This is a genomic window from Terrabacter sp. R4-6 (genome assembly GCF_057529065.1).
In genome coordinates this window covers 1,607,681-1,622,358 of sequence record NZ_CP197224.1, presented here as the reverse complement: position 1 = coordinate 1,622,358, position 14,678 = coordinate 1,607,681, and the positions used below count along the sequence as shown (strand labels likewise).

The 14,678-nt window shown below is 73.4% G+C and carries 18 protein-coding genes; 7 read left to right on the top strand and 11 right to left on the bottom strand.

All coding sequences use genetic code 11. From position 1 onward, the window contains the following. Positions 1-7 precede the first annotated feature (7 nt). Both ACSSS0_RS07655 and ACSSS0_RS07650 read right to left on the bottom strand, forming a co-directional pair. The gene (locus ACSSS0_RS07655) at positions 8-604 is read right to left on the bottom strand and encodes an HAD family hydrolase (RefSeq protein ID WP_487230641.1); all 597 of its coding nucleotides are present in this window, start codon (positions 602-604) and stop codon (positions 8-10) included. Beyond that, the gene (locus ACSSS0_RS07650; RefSeq protein WP_487230640.1) at positions 601-1,242 is read right to left on the bottom strand and encodes a hypothetical protein; all 642 of its coding nucleotides are present in this window, start codon (positions 1,240-1,242) and stop codon (positions 601-603) included. Before ACSSS0_RS07650 ends, ACSSS0_RS07655 begins: the two co-directional genes overlap by 4 nt. Before the next feature lie 120 nt (positions 1,243-1,362). On the opposite strand from ACSSS0_RS07650, the gene ACSSS0_RS07645 reads away from it, so the two are divergent. Next, positions 1,363-2,073, top strand: a complete 711-nt coding sequence (locus ACSSS0_RS07645; RefSeq protein ID WP_487230639.1) for an LppX_LprAFG lipoprotein — start codon at positions 1,363-1,365, stop codon at positions 2,071-2,073. Between the two features lie 7 nt (positions 2,074-2,080). Then, complete coding sequence (locus ACSSS0_RS07640) at positions 2,081-3,832, top strand: MFS transporter (protein WP_487230638.1); 1,752 nt, start codon at positions 2,081-2,083, stop codon at positions 3,830-3,832. Positions 3,833-3,836: 4 nt separating this feature from the next. Here the strand turns inward: ACSSS0_RS07640 and ACSSS0_RS07635 are convergent, their stop codons facing one another. Both ACSSS0_RS07635 and ACSSS0_RS07630 read right to left on the bottom strand, forming a co-directional pair. After that, a complete protein-coding gene (locus ACSSS0_RS07635) occupies positions 3,837-4,727 on the bottom strand; it encodes an alpha/beta fold hydrolase (protein ID WP_487230637.1) in 891 nt (296 codons plus the stop codon). Further along, positions 4,724-5,533, bottom strand: a complete 810-nt coding sequence (locus ACSSS0_RS07630) for an exodeoxyribonuclease III (protein WP_487230636.1) — start codon at positions 5,531-5,533, stop codon at positions 4,724-4,726. Before ACSSS0_RS07630 ends, ACSSS0_RS07635 begins: the two co-directional genes overlap by 4 nt. 52 nt (positions 5,534-5,585) lie before the next feature. Here ACSSS0_RS07630 and ACSSS0_RS07625 point away from each other — a divergent pair, with 52 nt between their 5' ends. Next, positions 5,586-6,359: an SDR family NAD(P)-dependent oxidoreductase gene (locus ACSSS0_RS07625; protein ID WP_435984604.1), complete on the top strand. Its 774-nt coding sequence runs from the start codon at positions 5,586-5,588 to the stop codon at positions 6,357-6,359. A 9-nt stretch (positions 6,360-6,368) separates the two neighbouring features. Here the strand turns inward: ACSSS0_RS07625 and ACSSS0_RS07620 are convergent, their stop codons facing one another. Then, entirely contained in the window at positions 6,369-7,169 is an 801-nt protein-coding gene (locus tag ACSSS0_RS07620; protein ID WP_487230635.1) for a maleylpyruvate isomerase N-terminal domain-containing protein, read from the bottom strand. A 94-nt stretch (positions 7,170-7,263) separates the two neighbouring features. On the opposite strand from ACSSS0_RS07620, the gene ACSSS0_RS07615 reads away from it, so the two are divergent. After that, positions 7,264-7,812, top strand: a complete 549-nt coding sequence (locus tag ACSSS0_RS07615) for a YciI family protein (protein ID WP_487230634.1) — start codon at positions 7,264-7,266, stop codon at positions 7,810-7,812. A 24-nt stretch (positions 7,813-7,836) separates the two neighbouring features. Further along, positions 7,837-8,400 (top strand): orotate phosphoribosyltransferase, encoded by a 564-nt coding sequence (pyrE, locus tag ACSSS0_RS07610; RefSeq protein ID WP_056772055.1) that lies wholly within the window; start codon positions 7,837-7,839, stop codon positions 8,398-8,400. Here the strand turns inward: pyrE and ACSSS0_RS07605 are convergent. Next, on the bottom strand, positions 8,364-9,044 hold the full coding sequence (locus ACSSS0_RS07605) for a hypothetical protein (RefSeq protein ID WP_487230633.1): 681 nt from the start codon (positions 9,042-9,044) through the stop codon (positions 8,364-8,366). The genes pyrE and ACSSS0_RS07605 overlap by 37 nt on opposite strands. Further along, a complete protein-coding gene (locus ACSSS0_RS07600) occupies positions 9,041-9,334 on the bottom strand; it encodes a DUF1905 domain-containing protein (RefSeq protein ID WP_487230632.1) in 294 nt (97 codons plus the stop codon). Before ACSSS0_RS07600 ends, ACSSS0_RS07605 begins: the two co-directional genes overlap by 4 nt. 142 nt (positions 9,335-9,476) lie before the next feature. On the opposite strand from ACSSS0_RS07600, the gene ACSSS0_RS07595 reads away from it, so the two are divergent. Then, complete coding sequence (locus ACSSS0_RS07595) at positions 9,477-10,214, top strand: LemA family protein (RefSeq protein WP_435984609.1); 738 nt, start codon at positions 9,477-9,479, stop codon at positions 10,212-10,214. A 15-nt stretch (positions 10,215-10,229) separates the two neighbouring features. Here ACSSS0_RS07595 and ACSSS0_RS07590 read toward each other — a convergent pair whose 3' ends face one another. The 4 genes from ACSSS0_RS07590 to ACSSS0_RS07575 form a co-directional block, all read right to left on the bottom strand. Next, positions 10,230-11,180 carry a TIGR03086 family metal-binding protein gene (locus ACSSS0_RS07590; RefSeq protein ID WP_487230631.1) on the bottom strand — a complete coding sequence of 317 codons (951 nt, stop codon included), beginning with the start codon at positions 11,178-11,180 and terminating at the stop codon, positions 10,230-10,232. Positions 11,181-11,265: 85 nt separating this feature from the next. Further along, positions 11,266-11,991, bottom strand: a complete 726-nt coding sequence (locus ACSSS0_RS07585) for a DedA family protein (protein ID WP_435984611.1) — start codon at positions 11,989-11,991, stop codon at positions 11,266-11,268. Positions 11,992-12,249: 258 nt separating this feature from the next. Further along, positions 12,250-12,876, bottom strand: a complete 627-nt coding sequence (locus tag ACSSS0_RS07580) for a hypothetical protein (protein ID WP_487230630.1) — start codon at positions 12,874-12,876, stop codon at positions 12,250-12,252. Further along, a complete protein-coding gene (locus tag ACSSS0_RS07575; RefSeq protein WP_487230629.1) occupies positions 12,873-13,793 on the bottom strand; it encodes an SPFH domain-containing protein in 921 nt (306 codons plus the stop codon). The genes ACSSS0_RS07580 and ACSSS0_RS07575 overlap by 4 nt, the downstream gene beginning before the upstream one ends. 151 nt (positions 13,794-13,944) lie before the next feature. On the opposite strand from ACSSS0_RS07575, the gene ACSSS0_RS07570 reads away from it, so the two are divergent. Continuing rightward, entirely contained in the window at positions 13,945-14,667 is a 723-nt protein-coding gene (locus tag ACSSS0_RS07570) for a TrmH family RNA methyltransferase (RefSeq protein ID WP_487230628.1), read from the top strand. Positions 14,668-14,678: the final 11 nt, after the last annotated feature.

Sequence of the window (14,678 nt, the reverse complement as noted above, 5' to 3'; positions counted from 1 at the left end):
ACCCTGATCAGCGGGTGAAGAGCTCTGCGTCCCAGCCGAACTCGCGAGCGGCCGTCACGTTGTCGTCGCGGTCGTCGGTGAACCAGACCTCGTCGCGCGCCACCACGCGCCCGAGGTCGGCCTCGATGGCGCGGTGGGCGGCGGCATACGCGAGCGGGTCCGGCTTGGCGACGCCGAAGTCGGCGCTGTTGAGCAGACCGTCGAAGAGCCTGGTGATCCCGAGCAGCTCCATCTCCTGCGGCACGTAGTCGGTGCCGTTCGTGAAGACGTAGGTGCGGTGGCCGTCGGACCGGAGGGCCTCGAGGCGCTCGACGGTCTCGTCGATGACGGTGCCGCGGTGCTCGCGCCACCGCGCCATGTGCTCGCGCACCCGCGCCGGCTCGGGGACGACCTCCTCGAGCGCGGCGCAGATGGCGGCGTACCACTGGTCGAAGCTGCGTCGACCGGTGATGGTCGGCAGGAGCAGCTCGCTGCGGAACGCCGTGGCCGAGACGTGTCCGGCCGGCAGACCCAGCGCGGCCTCGATCGCGGGGTCGGCGTCGCCCGGGGCGAAGTCCCGGACGACGCCGTCGAGGTCGAAGACGTAGGCGGTGTGGTCCCTCACACCGTCGAGTCGCGCTGCTCGCGCTCGTCGGGGGAGGTGGTGTCGGCCGGGTCGACGTCGTCGCTGCGGTCGGCGCGACGGCTGGCCCGCGTCTCGGCCGGGCGCTCGACGCTGCCCGCCGAACCCGGCTCGTCGGCCCACGACGCGGTGCCCTCCTGGACGCTGCCCTCGGCGCGGCCGGTCACGACGTCGGCCACCGACGGGCCCTCACGCTCGCGCCACTCGGCCTCGCGGCGCGACAGCTCGGCCTCACGGGTGTCGAGCCCCTCGTGCCGGGCGGAGAGCTCGCTCTCGCGGCGGCGCAGGTCCTCGTCACGCAGCCCGGCCTCCTGGAAGCGGCGCTCGTGGTCGAGGCGCGCGGCCTCGGCGTTCTCCTCGACCTCGGTGATGTGTGCCGTCTCCTTGTCCTCGCGGCGCAGGCGGGCGCGGCGCCGGGCCGCGGCCGAGACCATGGCCCAGCCGAGCGCGAAGAGCAGGACCGCGGCGGCGCCGTAGACGACGAGCTCGAGCGGGGTCGCGTTGCGCGTGAAGCCGAAGGCCGTGACGGCGACCGTGCCGGACGCGGCGTGGGTCGCCAGGTAGGCGACGACACCGGCTCCGGCGCCGACCAGCAGCAGGATGACTCCGAGCAGGGCCATGGGTTCGTGCTCCTTCGTCTGGTGGCAGGGTGGTCCCGCCGTGATCGTCCCCGACCCTAGCCATACCCACATTCCCGTGGCGGACCGAGGCGACGGGCCTCCTCGGTTAGCCTGACCCCCATGCGCATCACGGGAAAGCTCGCCGCTGCTGCCCTCTCGGCGCTCTGCGTCGTCGGGGTGGCCTCCTGCTCGAGCGACCCGGAGGGGTCGACGCCGAGCGCGTCGCAGCTCTCGCCGGCGCAGGAGCTCGCGGCCGCCAAGGCCAAGGTCGACGCCGCGCCGTCGGTGCACCTCACGCTCGCGAGCAGCAACGTCCCGCAGGGTTCGAGCGGTGTCGTGTCGGCCGACGGCTGGGGCAAGCACCCGCCCGCGTTCAAGGGCACCTTCAAGGTGACGCTCAAGGGCATCCAGGCCGACGCCGAGATCACCTCGCTCGACGGTGAGGTCTACGCCAAGCTGCCCCTCATCCCGGGCACGAACAAGATCGACCCCAAGACCTTCGGCCTGCCCGACCCGGCCGTCCTCTTCTCCCCCGACAAGGGGCTGACGACTCTCCTCACCGCGACGACCTCCCCGGTCGCGGGCGAGAAGGTGCGACAGGGCTCCGAGGTGCTGACGACGATCACCGGCAGCGTGCCGGGCAAGGCCGTCACCGACCTCTTCCTCATCGGCGACCCCAACGGCACGTTCAAGGCGACCTACGGCCTGACCGACTCGCAGGAGCTGCGACAGGTCGTCATCACGGGGCCGTTCTACGGCGCCGGCACGACGTCGACGTACACCCTGACGCTCGACCAGTACGGCCAGCCCGTCACGATCACCAAGCCCTGACGCGCCGGTGACGACACCACCGCCACCGGGGCCCGCGGCCGCCACCCACCGCCTCGCGCTGCTCTCCGCGGCGTCGGCGGCGGTCGCGCTCGCCGCCGCCGACACGTACGTCGTCGTCCTGGCGCTCACCGACATGATGGCCGGCGTCGGCATCGGCATCGACGCCCTCCAGCGGGCGACGCCGATCATCTCCGGCTTCCTCCTCGGCTACATCGCGGTGCTGCCGCTCATCGGCCGGCTCTCCGACCTGCTCGACCGTCGCCGCATCCTCCTCGGCTGCCTCCTCGTCTTCGTCGTCGGCTCGGCCGTCACGGCGCTCGCCGTCGAGATGCCGGTGCTCGTCACCGGTCGGGTGCTCCAGGGCATCGGCGGCGGCGGCCTCGTCCCCGCGACCCTCGCCCTCGTCGCGGACCTCTGGCCGGCGCACCGCCGGGGCACGCCGCTCGGAGTCGTCGGCGCCGTGCAGGAGCTCGGCTCGGTGCTCGGCCCGGTCCTCGGCGCCGTCGTCCTGGCGTGGTCGGGATGGCGGGCGATCTTCTGGCTCAACGTCGCCGCCGCCCTCGTGCTGTATGCCGTCATCCACCTCCTCGGTGCCAGCCCGGTCGCGTCGGGGTCGGGTGACGTCGCCGCCGGGTCGCGCTCGCGGGCTCACCGCGTCCGGTCGGTCGTCACCGGCCTGGTGCTGCTCCTCGGCCTCGGTGTCACCGGACTCGCTCTCGCCGCCCCCGAGTCGCTCGTCACCGACGTCGCGCTCGGGGAGCCCTTCGTGCCCTTCGCCGGCAGCGCGCGCGTGCTGACGCCGATCGGGGTCGTGGGGCTCGGGCTGCTCGCCGTCGTCGCGGTGCTGACGGCTCCCCGGTGGTGGGCCGTGCTGCGCCGGGCCGACCTCGTCGGCGCCCTGCTCGTCGCGGTCGCGCTCGGCAGCCTCGTGCTGACCTTCGCGTCGTCCGACCCCGAGAAGGAGGTCGTCGGCCCGCTCGGCTACAGCCTGCTGCCCGTCGGCGCCGTCGCCCTCGTCGCGCTCGTGTGGTGGCACCGCCACGCCGCCGACCCGCTCATCCCGAGGGGGGTCGTCGGGGCCCGCGGCCTGCGCTCCCTCGTCGTCAGCCTCCTCGTCGGCGCGGCACTCGTCGCCGTCGTCGTCGACGTGCCGCTCCTCGCGCGTCTCACGGACAGCTACGACGAGACCGGCGCCGCGCTCGTCCTCGTCCGCTTCCTGCTCGCCGTCCCCGTCGGGGCCCTCCTCGGCGGGTGGTCGCTGCGCCGCCTCGGCGACGGTGCGGTGGCGGGGGTCGGGCTGCTCCTCGCCGGGGCCGGATTGCTCGTCATGTCGCGCTGGACGCTCGACTCGGTCGGCGACACGGTGCCGGCGACGGTCGTCCTCGTCGTCGTCGGTCTCGGCATGGGTCTCGCGCTCGCGCCGGTCAACAACGCAGCGCTCGCCGACTCACCGGCCGACGCCCACGGCGTGGCGAGCTCCCTCGTCGTCGTCGCCCGGATGGTCGGCATGGTCGTCGGTCTCGCGCTGCTCACGTCGATCGGGCTCAACCGCTACTTCGAGGCCGTGCGGCGGCTGCCGGACCAGCTCGACACCGACGCCCTCATCGGGGCCGGCGTCGTCCAGGTGCAGACGGTCTTCCTCGGCGGTGCGATCGCCGCCCTGCTCGGGTCCGCCGTGGCCTTCACGCTCGGCGTGGCGGGCCGGGGCACTGCAGCGGAGCGTGACGACGCCGACGAACCGCGCTTCGTCGCCCTCTGAGCACTCAGACGGGGACGGGCTGGGTGCTCAGCTCGGCGAGCAGCCCGCGCACCTCGTCGGCCACGACCTCGGTGGCCTCCCAGGGCAGCATGTGACCGGCCTTCGGCATCTCGACGAACGTCGCGTGCGGCAGGGCGACGCGCAGCGCGCGTGCCCGGGTCACGGGCATGAGCGGGTCGTGACGGCCGGCGACGATGGCGACCCGCACGCGCTCGAGGGCGGGGAAGCCCGCCCGCTGGTCGACGGTGAGCAGCGCGCCGTAGAACGCGGCGAAGGTCGTCAGCGTCGTCGAGGCCACCTGCTCGCAGGCCGTCTCGACGTCCGCGGGGTCGGCACCGTCGCCGAAGAGCGCCCGCACGAGAGCGCGGATCCGGGCGTTGCCGCCGGGCGGCAGGGGCAGGCCCTTGACGGCGAGGCGCATCACGGCGGCCTCTCCGGTGCGGTCGCCGAGCGAGACGTGGGACGACGCGGTCGCGACGAGGAGCGCCGCCCGCACGCGCGAGCCGAAGAGGTCGGGCCGCTGCCGGGCCAGCGCCATGACCGTCATGCCACCCATCGAGTGCCCCGCGAGCAGGACGGGGGAGGACGGCGGCACGACGGCGCGGAGCACGACGTCGAGGTCGCGTCCCGTGTGGTCGACCGACATCGAGGCCAGCTCGGCCCGGCGCAGGCCGATCGTCGAGCGCCCGTGCCCGCGCTGGTCCCACAGCACGACCCGGACCGGCTCGTCGGCGAGCTCCTCGACGACCGGGAGCCAGCTCTCGTGGTTGACGGCCCACCCGTGTGCCAGCACGAGGGTCGGCGCCTCGGGCGGCAGCCCGGGGTCGACGTGGGTGTGGACCGAGAGGATGGCGCCGTCGGGCGTGACGATGCCACGGCGGTCGTGGCGCCTCACGCGTCGGACCCCGACGCCTCGCCGACCTGGAAGACGACGGGGGCGTGGTCGGACGCGCCCTTGCCCTTGCGCTCCTCGCGGTCGATGGCGGCCCCGACGACGCGCTCGCCGAGGGCGGGGGAGCAGAGCGCGAAGTCGATCCGCATGCCCTGGCGCTTCTGGAAGCGCAGCTGCGTGTAGTCCCAGTACGTGAAGGTGCCGGGCGCGTCCGTGTGCGGGCGCACGACGTCGCTGAAGCCGGCGTCGACGACCCCCTGGAAGGCCGCTCGCTCACCGGGCGAGGTGTGCGTCTTGTCCTCGTAATAAGGGACGCTCCAGACGTCGGCGTCGGTCGGGGCGATGTTCCAGTCGCCGAGCAGGGCGATCTGCGCCTCGGGGTCCTCGGCGAGCCAGCCACGTCCGGCCGCCGCCAGTGCCTCGAGCCAGCTCAGCTTGTAGACGAGGTGGGGGTCGTCGAGCGGGCGGCCGTTGGGGACGTAGAGGGACCACACGCGTACGCCGTCGCACCGTGCGCTGATGGCGCGCGCCTCGGGCGCCGCCGGGTCGCTCCAGCCGGGCATCCCGTCGAACCCGACGCGCACGTCCTCGAGGCCGACGCGGGAGACGACGGCGACGCCGTTCCACTGGCTCAGGCCGTGGTGGGCCACCTCGTAGCCGAGGGCCTCGAAGCGCTCGAGCGGGAACTGGTCCGCGCGGGCCTTGGTCTCCTGGATCGCGAGCACGTCGACGTCGCTGCGCTCGAGCCAGGCGGTGACGCGGTCGACGCGGGATCGGATGGAGTTGACGTACCAGGTGGCGATGCGCACAGTCGGTCACCCTAGACCGCCCCGCCGACGGCTGGTGCCTAGGGTGAGCCACATGACTGCACCGCGCGCGACGCGACCCACGGCCCTCGTCACCGGCGCCAGCGCCGGGATCGGACACGAGTTCGCGCGCCAGCTCGCGGCCCGGCAGCACGACCTCGTCCTCGTCGCCCGCGACCGCGAGCGTCTCGACGCCGTCGCCGCCGAGCTGACGAGCACGTATGCCGTCACGGCCGAGGTGCTCGTCGCCGACCTCTCGGACCGGTCGGCCCTGCAGACGGTCGCCGACCGCGTGGCCGACCCGGAGCGTCCCGTCGACGTGCTCGTCAACAACGCCGGCTACGGCCAGCGCCGCAGCTTCCTGCGCAACGACGTCGCCGTCGAGGAGGCCGCCTTCGACGTGCTCACGCGGGCCGTGCTCGTCCTGTCGCACGCGGCCGGCGTCGCGATGCGCGAGCGCGGGCGGGGACGCATCGTCAACGTCTCGTCGGTGGCCGGCTTCATCGCCTCCGGGTCCTACTCGGCGGCCAAGGCATGGGTGACGACCTTCAGCGAGGGGCTCGCGAGCGAGCTGGCCGGGTCGGGCGTCACCGTGACGGCCCTCTGCCCCGGCTTCACCAACACCGAGTTCCAGCAGCGAGCCGGGATCGGCAAGCCCGGCCCCGAGTTCATGTGGCTCGACCCGACGCGACTCGTCTCCGACTGCCTCGACGACGTCGACAAGGGCCGGGTCGTCTCGGTGCCGGGTCTGCAGTACAAGGCGATCGTGGGTCTGCTGCACGTCGTGCCGCGCTCGGTCATCCGGCGGGCCCGCCTCGTCCGCCGCTGACCGTCGGCGCTACGCGGGCTCCCAGGCGATGAGCCGGTCGATGACCCGTCGGTCACCCTCGATCGTCACTGTCTCCAGCGGACGGCGGCCGTAGAAGGCGGCGAGGACGATCTCGCTCGCCGTGCCGGTGACGCGGGCATCGACCGTCTCGCGGGCCTCGTCCGCGGCCCCCGGACCGCCGGTCTCGGGCCGGCTGGCCGTGCGTGCGCCGTCGGCGGAGACCCGGAGCCGCCACGAGCGACCCTCGGTCGCCTCGTAGTCGACGACGGCGGGCTCGTGCGGCCACGGGCTCGTCGTGGCGCAGCAGGTGAGGAGGAACTCCTCGACGCCGTCGAGGGCCACCTCGTCGGGGAGGGGCTGGGGCACGCCGGCCGTGAGCTGGGCGTCGTAGGTGTGCACGGCGACCTCCTGGAGCTGGTGCCGGGCGACGGCGCCGCACGTCCGGGGCGACTGCGAGTCGCCCCACCACGTCCAGGCGCCGCGCTCGGGTCCTGCCTCGAGCAGCGCGTCGAGGAGCAGCCCGGTCGACGTCGCGAGCCAGGCGTCCAGGGCCTCGGGCTCCCGCGGCGCGGCCGCGTCCCCGTCCGTCGGCGGCCGGATGCGGGAGGTCGCGGCGGGGCCGGCGGCGACCGTGGCGGCCCAGGAGCGTCGCCCCTCGCCGACGTGGCGCGCCAGGTCGAGCAGCGTCCACTCGGGGCAGGTCGGCACCTGGAGGTCGAGGCTCGTCGCGCGCGACACCGCCGCGCGGAAGGCCGCCGACCGTTCGTCGATGAGGCGCAGCAGGTCGGGGAACTCGAGGGCGCTCGTCACGCCGGATGTCTATCACCGCTCAGCCGCCCTCGGACAGCGCATTTCGGTCTCACCGTCCGTTGCGCGGGCCCCGAGCCTCGGCGACGCTGGGCGCATGGAGTTCTTCTGCTACCACCGCGACCGCGCCGGGTCGACACCGCTGCGGAGCCGGATCGTGGAGCAGCACTGGTCCTACATGGACCGTTTCGCGGCGACGATGATCGCGCGCGGGCCGACCTTCACCAGCGACGGGACGCTGACCGGCAGCGTGCACGTCCTCGACCTGCCGGATCCCGCATCGGCCCGCGCCTTCGCCTTCGACGAGCCCGGCTACCAGGCCGGCGCCTACCGCGACGTGCTGCTGCGGCGGTGGCACAACGCGCTCGGGCGGACGATGTGGGACTTCGGTGACGGCCGACCGGGTCTGGACCGCTACCTCGTGATCGGTTTCACCCTGGAGCCTTTGGCCGACGCCGTCGAGCCACCACAGGGCGAGGCGCTCATCGCCAGCGGGCCGCTCCTGTCCGACGACGCCGCCTTCGTCCTCGGGATGGCCGTCCTGCTCGAGGCGCCCGACGCGGACCGGGCGCGCGAGGTCCTCTCGCCCGGCCGGTACGTCGGCATCGAGGTGCACCAGTGGGAGTTCGGGGGGCGGCCCGACTGACCCGGGGCCCTACGATGGAGCCTCGTGACCGTCACTGACACCGCCGCTGCCCGTGCCCGCCTGCTCGAGATCATCCGGGAGAAGGCGATTGTCCACGGTCGCGTCACCCTCAGCTCCGGCAAGGAGGCCGACTACTACGTCGACCTGCGCCGCATCTCCCTCGACGGGGAGGCCGCGCCTCTCGTCGGGATCGTCATGCGCGAGCTGACCAAGGACCTCACGTACGCCGCCGTCGGTGGCCTGACGCTCGGCGCCGACCCCGTCGCGACGTCGATGCTCCACGCGGCCGCGGCCGCCGGTGAGCGCCTCGACGCCTTCGTCGTGCGCAAGGCCGGCAAGGCGCACGGCCTCCAGCAGCGCATCGAGGGTCCGTCGATCACCGGGCGCCGGGTGCTCGTCGTCGAGGACACGACGACGACCGGTGCCTCGCCGCTCGCCGCCGTCGAGGCCGCCCGCGAGGACGGCGCCGAGGTCGTCGCCGTCGCCACCATCGCCGACCGCGCCACCGGGGCCGGCGACCGGATCACGGCCGAGGCCGGGGTGGAGTACCGCTACGCGTTCTCGCTCGAGGAGCTCGGGCTCGCCTGAGACCCGTCCGGGCCTCGCTCGACGCGCACCTCGAACCCCGCCCGCAGGGCCGCGACCGACGACGGGGGCGTGATCACCGTCGCGATGCCGGTGCGGGGGCGCTCGACGGGCGTGTCCGCATACGCGTTGCTCGGGAGCCACGGCAGCACGCCGCCGGCGGTGACGACGGCGGGACCGGACCCCAGCAGCACGTAGGTGCCGTCGGGGAGGTCACCCCAGGCGTACGCGTGCAGCCGGCGGGTGCGCCGCCGCGGGTCCCAGCGCTCGTCGTGCAGCAACCGGTCGAGTCCGGGGGCCGGCAGGTGGGTCGTGCGGTGGGCCGTCGCCACGAGGTCGCGGAACCGGCCGAAGTCGGCCCGACGGCACTCGGCGCACGGACGGTGCCCGGCCGCGAGGGCGAGGGCCTCGTCGAGGAAGAACAGCGGCGTGTAGTGGCCGGCGTCCCACTGCCGCACGCGGCGGTCGCGGAAGTCGAGCAGGCACGTGATCCACGCGCGTCCGACGTGGTGCCGGCGCACGTCACGGGTGCCGGCACCGTCGTGGAGGCGGCCCCGGTTGCCCATCAGCTCGCCGCGTCCGGGGGTGGCGACGACGTCGCCGAAGGGGTCGACCCGGTTGCGGGCCGGGGGACCGGGGCTGCTCACTCGAGCACCTCGAGGACGACGTCGGCGGGGTCTCCCTCGCCGAGCCCCTCGGCCCGGCGGACCGCCTTCTTGACGGGCAGCACGTAGGCGCCTCGGCTCGAGTCCGGGAAGACCGACGTCGTCCACGACGTGGCCCCGACCGTCGCCCGCACGCGCACCGAGCCGAAGCCGCGAGGCGGGCGAGGGACCTCGCGGATGCGCGCCGACGCGTCGGCGCCGACCGTCACGAAGAACCACCCCGTCTGCGCCTCCCAGCGCCACAGGTCGGCCGTGAACCGGAGCGTCGTCATGGGCCCACGCTAGGACCCCGCACCGACAGGAACCGGGGGAGCGGAGCCCGCGTCGCACCAGCGACCCGGTCCGCCCGCGTGCTGCCAGCACTAGGATCGGCTCGACCGGCCACCGACCCGCCGCCCTCTATCGGGAGTACCCATGATCATCGTCTGGATCCTGCTCGGCCTCGTCGTGCTCCTCGCCGTCGTCGGCGTCGTCATGTACAACGGCCTCATCGGCCTGCGCAACAAGGTCGAGGAGGGCTGGCGCCAGATCGACGTCGAGCTGAAGCGCCGCCACGACCTCATCCCCAACCTCGTCGAGACGGTCAAGGGCTACGCGTCGCACGAGCGCGGCACGCTCGAAGAGGTCATGCAGGCCCGGTCGGCCGCGATGTCCGGTGCATCGACCCCCGCCGCCGCGGCTCAGGCCGAGGGCCAGCTGAGCCAGGCGCTCGGCCGCCTGATGGCCGTCGCCGAGGCCTACCCCGACCTCAAGGCCAACCAGAACTTCCTCGCCCTCCAGCAGGAGCTGACGAGCACCGAGGACCGCATCGCGAGCTCGCGCCGCTACTACAACGCCCTCGTGCGCGAGCTCAACACCAAGGTCGAGTCGGTGCCGTCCAACATCGTCGCCAACATCGCCGGAGTGAAGCGCGCCGAGTACTTCGAGACCCCTGCCACCGAGGCCGTCGCCCCGAGCGTGTCCTTCGGGGGCGACGCCGTCGGTGGCTCCGGCGGCCCGGCCGTCTCGGCGTCCACGCAGCCCGGTGCCGTCGGCGGCTCGTCGACGCAGCCCGGTGGCGCGCCCGGCGCCCTGCCGCAGGCCCAGGCCCCCGGCGGGGCCCAGCCCGACCCGACGTCCGACTCGGCCGGCCCGGGCACGCCCGGCGCCTGACCGCGGGGGTGGGCGTCAGCCCTTGACGTAGGAGAGCTTCTCGCACACCTTGCCGTCGCGCAGGCGCACGACGTCGACGCCGCGGACGTGCCCGGGTGAGCCGTCGGGGGCGACCCAGGAGAAGCGCCAGCGCAGCACCCCTCGGTCGCCGGCGACGAAGGACTCCTCGGCCGAGAAGAGCGGGCTGCCCGTCTCGGTGAAGAGCGACTCCCACACCGAGCGCACGTCGGCCGCCCCCTCGTGCCGTATGCCGTCCGGCGCGGGCCCCGTGGCCTCGAAGACGCAGTCGTCGGTCATGAGCGACATGATCGCCTCGACGTCGCCGCGCCCGAACGCCGCGACGAACGCGGTGAAACCCGCGTGCGCCGGGCCCCACGCCGCATCCCGCCCGAAGCGCGCGAGGAGGTCGGCCTGCGGGTCGCCACCGGACGGCATACGCGGTCCGACGGCGCCGCCGGAGCGGTAGGCCTCCTCCATGCCGTCGAACCACGCCGCCACCTCGGCGACGAGGCCCGGGTCGAGCCTGCGGTCCCGACCGATCGCCACGGCGAGGTCCCAGCCGTGCACGAGGTGGTCGGCGACGAGCTGGCGGACGTACTCGTCCATCGACTCCTCGCCGTAGGACAGCTGCACGGTGCCGTGTGACGGGAGGGTCTCGTCGACGGTGCCGACGGCCTCGGTCGCGGCCGAGGTGGCGGCGCCCCGGGCATCCTCACCGAGGAGGTCGCCGTCGAGCCGGCTGCCGACGTCGGCGATCGTGCGGCCGCGCATGAGCGGGGACGTCCAGAGGTCCTCACCGGCGACGTGGTTGACGAGGTCGCGCACCGTCCACTCGCTGCACGGCGTCGGCAGGTCCCACTGGTCGTCGGCGACGGCGGCGACCTGCTGCGTCCACCAGTGCACGCTGCGGCGGTAGGCACCGCCGAGGTCGGACCCGGCCTGCGGGGTCTCGGTCGCTGCGTCCATGACGTCCTCCCATCGCCCCTGCAGCACCAGTGTGCTCCGGGCACGGGCGGCGCGTCAGGACATCACGCCAAGACGTGCGGGTAGGTCAGGAGGTGCGGTCGCTGCCCGTCGCGGCGTCGGCGATGTCGCCGGCGGCGTCGGCCGTCTCGGCCGCGATGGCCTTGGCCTGGCGGCGGTGCTTGACGAACTCGTAGGCCATCGGCACGACGGAGACGGCGACGATGAGCAGGACCGCGATCTCGAGCTTGTCGGTGAGCCACGGGAACGCCTGGCCGAGGAAGTATCCGAGGAGCGTCAGGCCGGCGGCCCAGAGCACGGCGCCGACCGCGCTCCACGTGAAGAAGCGGCGGCGGTCCATCCGGCTGACGCCGGCGACGACGGTGATGAAGGTGCGCACGATCGGCACGAAGCGGCCGATGACGAGGGCCTTGTTGCCGTGCTTGTCGAAGAAGGTCGTGGTCTCGTCGAAGTACTTCTTCTTGAGGATCCGGCCGTCGCGTTCGTAGAGCGGTGTGCCGATGGCCCGCCCGATCTCGTAGCCGACGACGTTGCCGAGGAAGGCCGCGGCGCACAGGATCACGATCGCCACGCCGAGGTTGACGTGCACCTGGCCGGTGGCGATGAACAGGCCCACGGCGAAGAGGAGGGAGTCGCCGGGCAGGATCGGGAAGAGCAGTCCGCACTCGATGAAGACGATGGCGACGGCGATCCAGAAGAAGGCGGCACCGTACTGCTCGAGCAGGTAGGTCGGATCCATCCACTTGGGGCCGAGGGCCGGGACGACGGCCGGCAGGGCGGCGAGTGCGTGCATGGGTGACAGGGTATGCCGTGTGCCCGGGAGCGGCTGAATCCGCGCTGTCAGCGCGCTGTCGGTCTCGAGCGGGTCTCGAAGGGATATCGATGGGACGACGTCCCTTCCGTCGGCGCCCGGGGCCGGTTCACGATGGACGCGGGAGCGAAGGAGGAGCGGCGGCACCTGCCGGAGACTCGGGGTCGTGGACGCCATGCGGACACGACGGCGCACGTGCCGTCCTCCTCCTGATCCCGTTCCGCGCCTGCGGGCGCGCGCTCAGGCGATGGGAAGGTCGGCGAGGTTCACGGCCGCCACCGCGACGGTCGCGATCGCGGCCACGACGAGGAGCATCCGTGCCGGTCGGTAGCGGAAGCTCGACAGGACGCCGGAGAAGAAGAGCGCGACGGCGAGCAGGATCGTGTTGATGACGTACTCGTGGGAGGTGTCTCCCGCCTGCAGGGCCTGCTTGCTCGACGCGTCGGCCTTCGCGGTGGCCGTTTGGTAGGGCCCGAGCTGGGCGTCCATGTAGCTCGTGTCGTCGATGAGCCTCGTCGGGGTGCCGCCGGCCCTGATCTCGGCCTCCCAGCGGTCGATGACCGGGAGCATCTCCTCGCGGATCAGGGTCGCGCGGTAGAACGCGACGAGCTCGGTGTTCTTCGCCTGCACCGCCTGCGCGTACTGCGCGATCATGCTGCTGTCGTAGCTGACCTTCTGGGTCGCGACACCGAAGAGCCGACTGGCCTCGACGCGCTGGTCGGTCGACGTGCTCGTCGCGGTGCTCTGCCTCCCGCTCCACTGGGCGGCCTGGTAGCCGCACCAGGCGGTCCCCACCGTGGCGAGGCCGAGGACGAGCACGGCGACCATCTCGACGAGACGGTCGACGAAGGAGCCCTCGCGGTTCATCGCGGCTCAGTGATCGGAGGCTGGTCGGCGGCGGCGGCGGCGGCGTCGGGCTGGGCGGTGGCGGGGTCCTCACGGACCGTGAGCCCCATCCTGCCGGGGCCGTAGCCAGGACGCCGTCGGCCCACCTGCACGCCGTCGGAGCGCTGCACGAGGTCGCGCCACAGGTCGGTCTCGCGGTAGCGCCAGGCGTCCTCGCGCGCGGTCGTGATCTCCTGCGCGAGCCGGCCGTCGTTCTGGGCCTGCGCGATCCGGGTGGCCGCCTCCGCCTCCTCGAGGGCGAGCTCGAAGCCGGCGCGCACGGTGGCCTGGATGACCTCGCCGGTGCGGCCGAGGTCGACCGGTCCGAGCACGAAGCCCGCGACGCGGATGCCGTGCTCCTCCAGGGCAGCGGTGACGGCCTCGGCGAGCCGGGTCTCGGTGTCGGACCGGGCGCGACCGAAGAGGCTCTCGACGGTGATGGCGGGGTCGCTGAGCGCCCGGCTGATCGCCCGGCCGCTCTCGTCCCGGACGAGGCCGTGGACGCCCTCGGGCCCGAACCTCTCGTGCACGGTGCGGAGCCGTTCGGGGATGATCGCGTAGCGCACCGTGTAGGCGACGTCGGCCAGGGCCCGGTCGCCGAGGGCGCAGCTGAGGCTGGGTCCGGTGCGGTCGAGCTGGGACGCCGCCGACGAGGCGTCCTCGCCGGCCCGGTAGGCCATCTCCACCGACGGGTACTCGACGACCATCGTCTTGCGCAGGAGCGGCACCCAGTGCCGGCCCGGCGTCAGGGCGTGGTCGGTCGCCCTCCCGTTCCGCAGCACGAGCCCCAGGGCGCCCGCCGGCACCTTGATCATCGAGGCCGTGACCACCATCCAGGCGAGGATCCCGAGCATCGGCACGAGCAGCACGATGAGGATGACGACGGCCGCGGTGCTCATGACGGTCGCCGGGTCGTCGTCGGGGTCGTGGGTCGCATCGCAGGTCTCCTGTCGCCACCTGGTCGGCCGAGGCGCCGTCGTCCGGCCGTGCGCCCGGTCGTTAGTCTTCCGGGCATCGGATGTGACACCAGAATGAACCGGAGGGGGACCCGTGGCATCGCCTGAAGGGGGTGAGACCGCGACCGAGCTCACGGAGCCGACCGAGCCTACGGAGCCGACCGAGCCGACCGAGCCGACCGAGCCGACCGAACCGACCGAACCGGGCGCTGTCGTCGGTGTCGGGCCGTGGGAGGGTCCGTGGCCCTCGGGCGAGCACTGGGACCCCGAGCTGCTCGAGCACGGCGACCGACGCAACGTCGTCGACGCCTACCGCTACTGGCGCCACGACGCGATCGTCGCCGACCTCGACGCCCGGCGCCACGACTTCCACGTCGCCGTCGAGAACTGGGGTCACGACTTCAACATCGGGTCGGTCATCCGCACGGCCAACGCCATGGGCGCCAAGGCGTTCCACATCGTCGGCAGGCGGCGGTGGAACCGGCGCGGCGCCATGGTCACCGACCGATACCAGCACGAGCAGCACCACCCGGACGCCACCTCGCTGGCCGTCTGGGCGCGGTCGGAGGGCCTCACCCTGCTCGGGGTCGACAACCTGCCGGGGTCGGTGCCCATCGAGACGTTCGACCTGCCGCGCCGGTGCGTCCTCGTCTTCGGCCAGGAGGGCCCCGGGCTGTCCGAGCCGATGCGTGCCGAGTGCGCCGCCGTGCTGCACATCGAGCAGTTCGGCTCGACGCGATCGATCAACGCCGGCGCGGCCGCGGCCATCGCGATGCACGCCTGGGTGCGACGGCACGTCTTCGACCAACGGGCGTAGCTCAGCCCTGC

Coding starts and splice junctions, on each gene's coding strand:
- ACSSS0_RS07650 (WP_487230640.1), bottom strand. CDS start 1,242: ATGGCCCTGCTCGGAGTCATCCTGCTGCTGGTCGGCGCCGGAGCCGGT.
- ACSSS0_RS07645 (WP_487230639.1), top strand. CDS start 1,363: ATGCGCATCACGGGAAAGCTCGCCGCTGCTGCCCTCTCGGCGCTCTGC.
- ACSSS0_RS07625 (WP_435984604.1), top strand. CDS start 5,586: ATGACTGCACCGCGCGCGACGCGACCCACGGCCCTCGTCACCGGCGCC.
- ACSSS0_RS07615 (WP_487230634.1), top strand. CDS start 7,264: ATGGAGTTCTTCTGCTACCACCGCGACCGCGCCGGGTCGACACCGCTG.
- ACSSS0_RS07600 (WP_487230632.1), bottom strand. CDS start 9,334: ATGACGACGCTCCGGTTCACGGCCGACCTGTGGCGCTGGGAGGCGCAG.
- ACSSS0_RS07595 (WP_435984609.1), top strand. CDS start 9,477: ATGATCATCGTCTGGATCCTGCTCGGCCTCGTCGTGCTCCTCGCCGTC.
- ACSSS0_RS07590 (WP_487230631.1), bottom strand. CDS start 11,180: ATGGACGCAGCGACCGAGACCCCGCAGGCCGGGTCCGACCTCGGCGGT.
- ACSSS0_RS07585 (WP_435984611.1), bottom strand. CDS start 11,991: ATGCACGCACTCGCCGCCCTGCCGGCCGTCGTCCCGGCCCTCGGCCCC.
- ACSSS0_RS07580 (WP_487230630.1), bottom strand. CDS start 12,876: ATGAACCGCGAGGGCTCCTTCGTCGACCGTCTCGTCGAGATGGTCGCC.
- ACSSS0_RS07575 (WP_487230629.1), bottom strand. CDS start 13,793: ATGAGCACCGCGGCCGTCGTCATCCTCATCGTGCTGCTCGTGCCGATG.